This window comes from Aequorivita sp. CIP111184, from assembly GCF_900489465.1.
Taxonomy (GTDB): Bacteria; Bacteroidota; Bacteroidia; order Flavobacteriales; family Flavobacteriaceae; genus Aequorivita.
On the sequence record NZ_UEFQ01000041.1, the window covers coordinates 1 to 4,688 of the forward strand.

At 49.8% G+C, this 4,688-nt stretch carries 2 tRNA genes and 2 rRNA genes; all 4 read right to left on the minus strand.

Going from position 1 to position 4,688, the window contains the following annotated elements:
- Window positions 1-2,136: ribosomal RNA gene (locus tag AEQU1_RS16220) — 23S ribosomal RNA — on the minus strand; the annotation flags it as partial.
- Between the two features lie 243 nt (window positions 2,137-2,379).
- Window positions 2,380-2,455 (minus strand) — tRNA-Ala (locus AEQU1_RS16225).
- Window positions 2,456-2,520: 65 nt separating this feature from the next.
- Window positions 2,521-2,597, minus strand: a tRNA-Ile gene (locus AEQU1_RS16230).
- A 100-nt stretch (window positions 2,598-2,697) separates the two neighbouring features.
- Window positions 2,698-4,228: ribosomal RNA gene (locus AEQU1_RS16235) — 16S ribosomal RNA — on the minus strand.
- Window positions 4,229-4,688: the final 460 nt, after the last annotated feature.

A 4,688-nucleotide genomic window follows, 5' to 3' on the forward strand; every position in this document is an offset into this window, starting at 1 on the left:
ACTAGATTATTAGATTTAAAGCGTCCAACGTATCCTACACAGATTGGTTCAAAGTCCAATGCAAAGCTACAGTAAAGGTTCATGGGGTCTTTCCGTCTAGCCGCGGGTAGATTGCATCATCACAAACATTTCAACTTCGCTGAGTCTCGGGAGGAGACAGTGTGGCCATCGTTACGCCATTCGTGCAGGTCGGAACTTACCCGACAAGGAATTTCGCTACCTTAGGACCGTTATAGTTACGGCCGCCGTTTACTGGGACTTCAATCAAGAGCTTGCACCCCATCATTTAATCTTCCAGCACCGGGCAGGCGTCACACCCTATACGTCCACTTTCGTGTTTGCAGAGTGCTGTGTTTTTATTAAACAGTCGCAGCCACCAGTTTATTGCAACCCTTTCACCCTCATGGAGTAAACCAATCAAGCTACCGGGGCGTACCTTTTCCCGAAGTTACGGTACCAATTTGCCGAGTTCCTTCTCCCGAGTTCTCTCAAGCGCCTTAGAATACTCATCTCGCCCACCTGTGTCGGTTTGCGGTACGGTCTCGTATGACTGAAGCTTAGAGGCTTTTCTTGGAACCACTTCCGATTGCTTCGTGAACAAGTTCACTCGTCTCAACCCCTTGAATTGCGCACCCGGATTTGCCTAAGTGCCTTCTATGAGCCAAAAACCAACTATTCCAACAGTTGGACAACCTTCCGCGATCCGTCCCCCCATCGCATCATACGACGGTGCAGGAATATTAACCTGCTTCCCATCAGCTACGCATCTCTGCCTCGCCTTAGGGGCCGACTCACCCTGCTCCGATGAACGTTGAACAGGAAACCTTGGGCTTACGGCGTGGAGGCTTTTCACCCCCATTATCGCTACTCATGTCAGCATTCGCACTTCTGATACCTCCAGCATCCTTTACAAGACACCTTCGCAGGCTTACAGAACGCTCTCCTACCATATATATCTGTGATAAATCACAGAACAATATCCGCAGCTTCGGTGACTGGCTTAGCCCCGTTACATCTTCCGCGCAGGACGACTCGATCAGTGAGCTATTACGCTTTCTTTAAATGATGGCTGCTTCTAAGCCAACATCCTGACTGTTTTAGCCTTCCCACTTCGTTTTCCACTTAGCCAATCTTTGGGACCTTAGCTGGCGGTCTGGGTTGTTTCCCTCTTGACGCCGGACGTTAGCACCCGACGTCTGTCTCCCAAGCTCGCACTCATCGGTATTCGGAGTTTGCAATGGTTTGGTAAGTCGCAATGACCCCCTAGCCATAACAGTGCTCTACCCCCGATGGTGATACTTGAGGCACTACCTAAATAGTTTTCGGAGAGAACCAGCTATTTCCAAGTTTGTTTAGCCTTTCACCCCTACCCACAGCTCATCCCCTAATTTTTCAACATTAGTGGGTTCGGACCTCCAGGGCGTGTTACCGCACCTTCATCCTGGCCATGAGTAGATCACTTGGTTTCGGGTCTACACCCAGCGACTGATCGCCCTATTCGGACTCGATTTCTCTACGGCTTCCCTATATGGTTAACCTTGCCACTGAATGTAAGTCGCTGACCCATTATACAAAAGGTACGCAGTCACGGAACAAGTCCGCTCCTACTGTTTGTATGCACACGGTTTCAGGATCTATTTCACTCCCCTTCCGGGGTTCTTTTCGCCTTTCCCTCACGGTACTGGTTCACTATCGGTCGATTACGAGTATTTAGCCTTGGAGGATGGTCCCCCCATATTCAGACAGGATGTCACGTGTCCCGCCCTACTTGTCGTACGCTTAGTACCACCGGTCCGATTTCACATACGGGGCTATCACCCGCTATGGCTCCTATTTCCAGAGGATTCTGTTATCGGTCCGACTATCACGTACAGGCTCTTCCCATTTCGCTCGCCGCTACTTTGGGAATCTCGGTTGATTTCTTTTCCTGCAGCTACTTAGATGTTTCAGTTCGCCGCGTTCGCCTTGCATACCTATGTATTCAGTATGCAATACCCTAAAAGGGTGGGTTGCCCCATTCGGAAATCTGCGGATCAAAGTGTGTTTGCTCACTCCCCGCAGCTTATCGCAAGCTACTACGTCCTTCATCGCCTGTAATCGCCAAGGCATCCACCATGTGCACTTATTCGCTTGTCCCTATAACGTTAGCCTCTGATTACCGAAGTCATCAAAGAGCGCTACAGGGATAAGAAAGTACAACGTTGTTGCTTGTTTGTTGATACATACAATCATTACCCATCGATTTACCTTTTACGGCAAACCGATCAATAAATAATCTTTACTTCTTCCAGATTGTTAAAGAACATACAGCACTTGATCTCGAAAAGACCAAACCTAAATCCCGGCGTTGAATTCAACACTGATTTACGTTTGAACTTTTGGTGGAGGATGACGGGATCGAACCGACGACCCCCTGCTTGCAAAGCAGGTGCTCTCCCAGCTGAGCTAATCCCCCTGGGGTATTACATACTGGTAGGTCTGGCTGGACTAGTGTCCACCTTACCCCCGGGCAGTTTTTACTGGTAGGGCTGGTTGGACTCGAACCAACGACCCCCGCGTTATCAACACGGTGCTCTAACCAGCTGAGCTACAGCCCCAACGCGGAACTACTACGACTACTGTTTCTTCTTCATTTAACAGCCGATAAGTGTGAACATTTGATGCGTGAATCAGTTACCTGATTCGTGCAAACTCTAGAAAGGAGGTGATCCAGCCGCACCTTCCGATACGGCTACCTTGTTACGACTTCACCCCAGTCACGAATCCTACCGTGGTAAGCGCCCTCCTTACGGTTAAGCTACCTACTTCTGGTAAAACCCGCTCCCATGGTGTGACGGGCGGTGTGTACAAGACCCGGGAACGTATTCACCGCGACATGCTGATCCGCGATTACTAGCGATTCCAACTTCATGCAGTCGAGTTGCAGACTACAATCCGGACTACGATACACTTTCTGCGATTAGCTCCCCCTCGCGGGTTGGCGGCGCTCTGTATGTACCATTGTATGACGTGTGAAGCCCTACCCATAAGGGCCATGAGGACTTGACGTCATCCCCACCTTCCTCCGGTTTGTCACCGGCAGTCTCATTAGAGTGCCCTTTCGTAGCAACTAATGACAAGGGTTGCGCTCGTTGCGGGACTTAACCCAACATCTCACGACACGAGCTGACGACAGCCATGCAGCACCTGTGTACTGGTTCTCTTTCGAGCACTCCCCAATCTCTCGGGGATTCCAGCCATGTCAAGGGTAGGTAAGGTTTTTCGCGTTGCATCGAATTAATCCACATCATCCACCGCTTGTGCGGGTCCCCGTCAATTCCTTTGAGTTTTAATCTTGCGACCGTACTCCCCAGGCGGTCTACTTCACGCGTTAGCTGCGTTACCAAGTCAATTAAGACCCGACAACTAGTAGACATCGTTTAGGGCGTGGACTACCAGGGTATCTAATCCTGTTTGCTCCCCACGCTTTCGTGCATGAGCGTCAATCTTGACCCAGGGGGCTGCCTTCGCCATCGGTGTTCCTCCACATATCTACGCATTTCACTGCTACACGTGGAATTCTACCCCCCTCTGCCAGATTCTAGCCTTGCAGTCTCCAATGCAATTCCCAGGTTGAGCCCGGGGATTTCACATCAGACTTACAAAACCGCCTGCGCACGCTTTACGCCCAGTAATTCCGATTAACGCTTGCACCCTACGTATTACCGCGGCTGCTGGCACGTAGTTAGCCGGTGCTTATTCTTCAGGTACCGTCATTAGCAAAAGATATTAGCTCTCACCGTTTCTTCCCTGACAAAAGAGCTTTACAACCCGAAGGCCTTCTTCACTCACGCGGCATTGCTGGATCAGGCTTTCGCCCATTGTCCAAAATTCCCCACTGCTGCCTCCCGTAGGAGTCTGGACCGTGTCTCAGTTCCAGTGTGGCTGGTCGTCCTCTCAGACCAGCTACTGATCGATGCCTTGGTAGGCTTTTACCCTACCAACTAGCTAATCAGATATCGGCCGCTCCACGAGCATGAGGTCTTGCGATCCCCCACTTTCATCCTTAGATCGTATGCGGTATTAGCGTAACTTTCGCTACGTTATCCCCCACTCTAGGGTACGTTCCGATATATTACTCACCCGTTCGCCACTCGCCACCAGAGCAAGCTCCGTGCTGCCGTTCGACTTGCATGTGTAAGGCATGCCGCCAGCGTTCAATCTGAGCCAGGATCAAACTCTTCAGTTTAATCTCTGTTTAATGTCATTTCTGACAGGTCGGACAGTATCACTACCATCCAAATCTTTTGCATTGCAAAAGATTTGCTCACTCAAAAAACTGACAGGCCACTACTTTCGTAGCGCCTATTTCATTATTTCTTGTGAACATTTGATATATTTTAAGTTAGACGTCAATCCGAAGATTGACGCTGCACTTACATCAAATGCCCACACTTATCGACTGTTAATTGTTAAAGAACTGTATTCGGTTACTGCTTTCGCGCTATCGACAAAGCGTTGTGTTTGTCAGCTGCGAAGAAGGAAGAGTATGAAGCATTTTGCTACGTCCGTCAACTCCTTCTTTTTTCTCACTTTACGCTGCATTTGCATGCATCGTTCAGCGAGGGGGCGAATTATAGCCTTGCTCTGCGCACCCCGCAAGCGCTATTTTGCAGCGGGGCAAATATTGCTGTGTGATATCGTAGCGC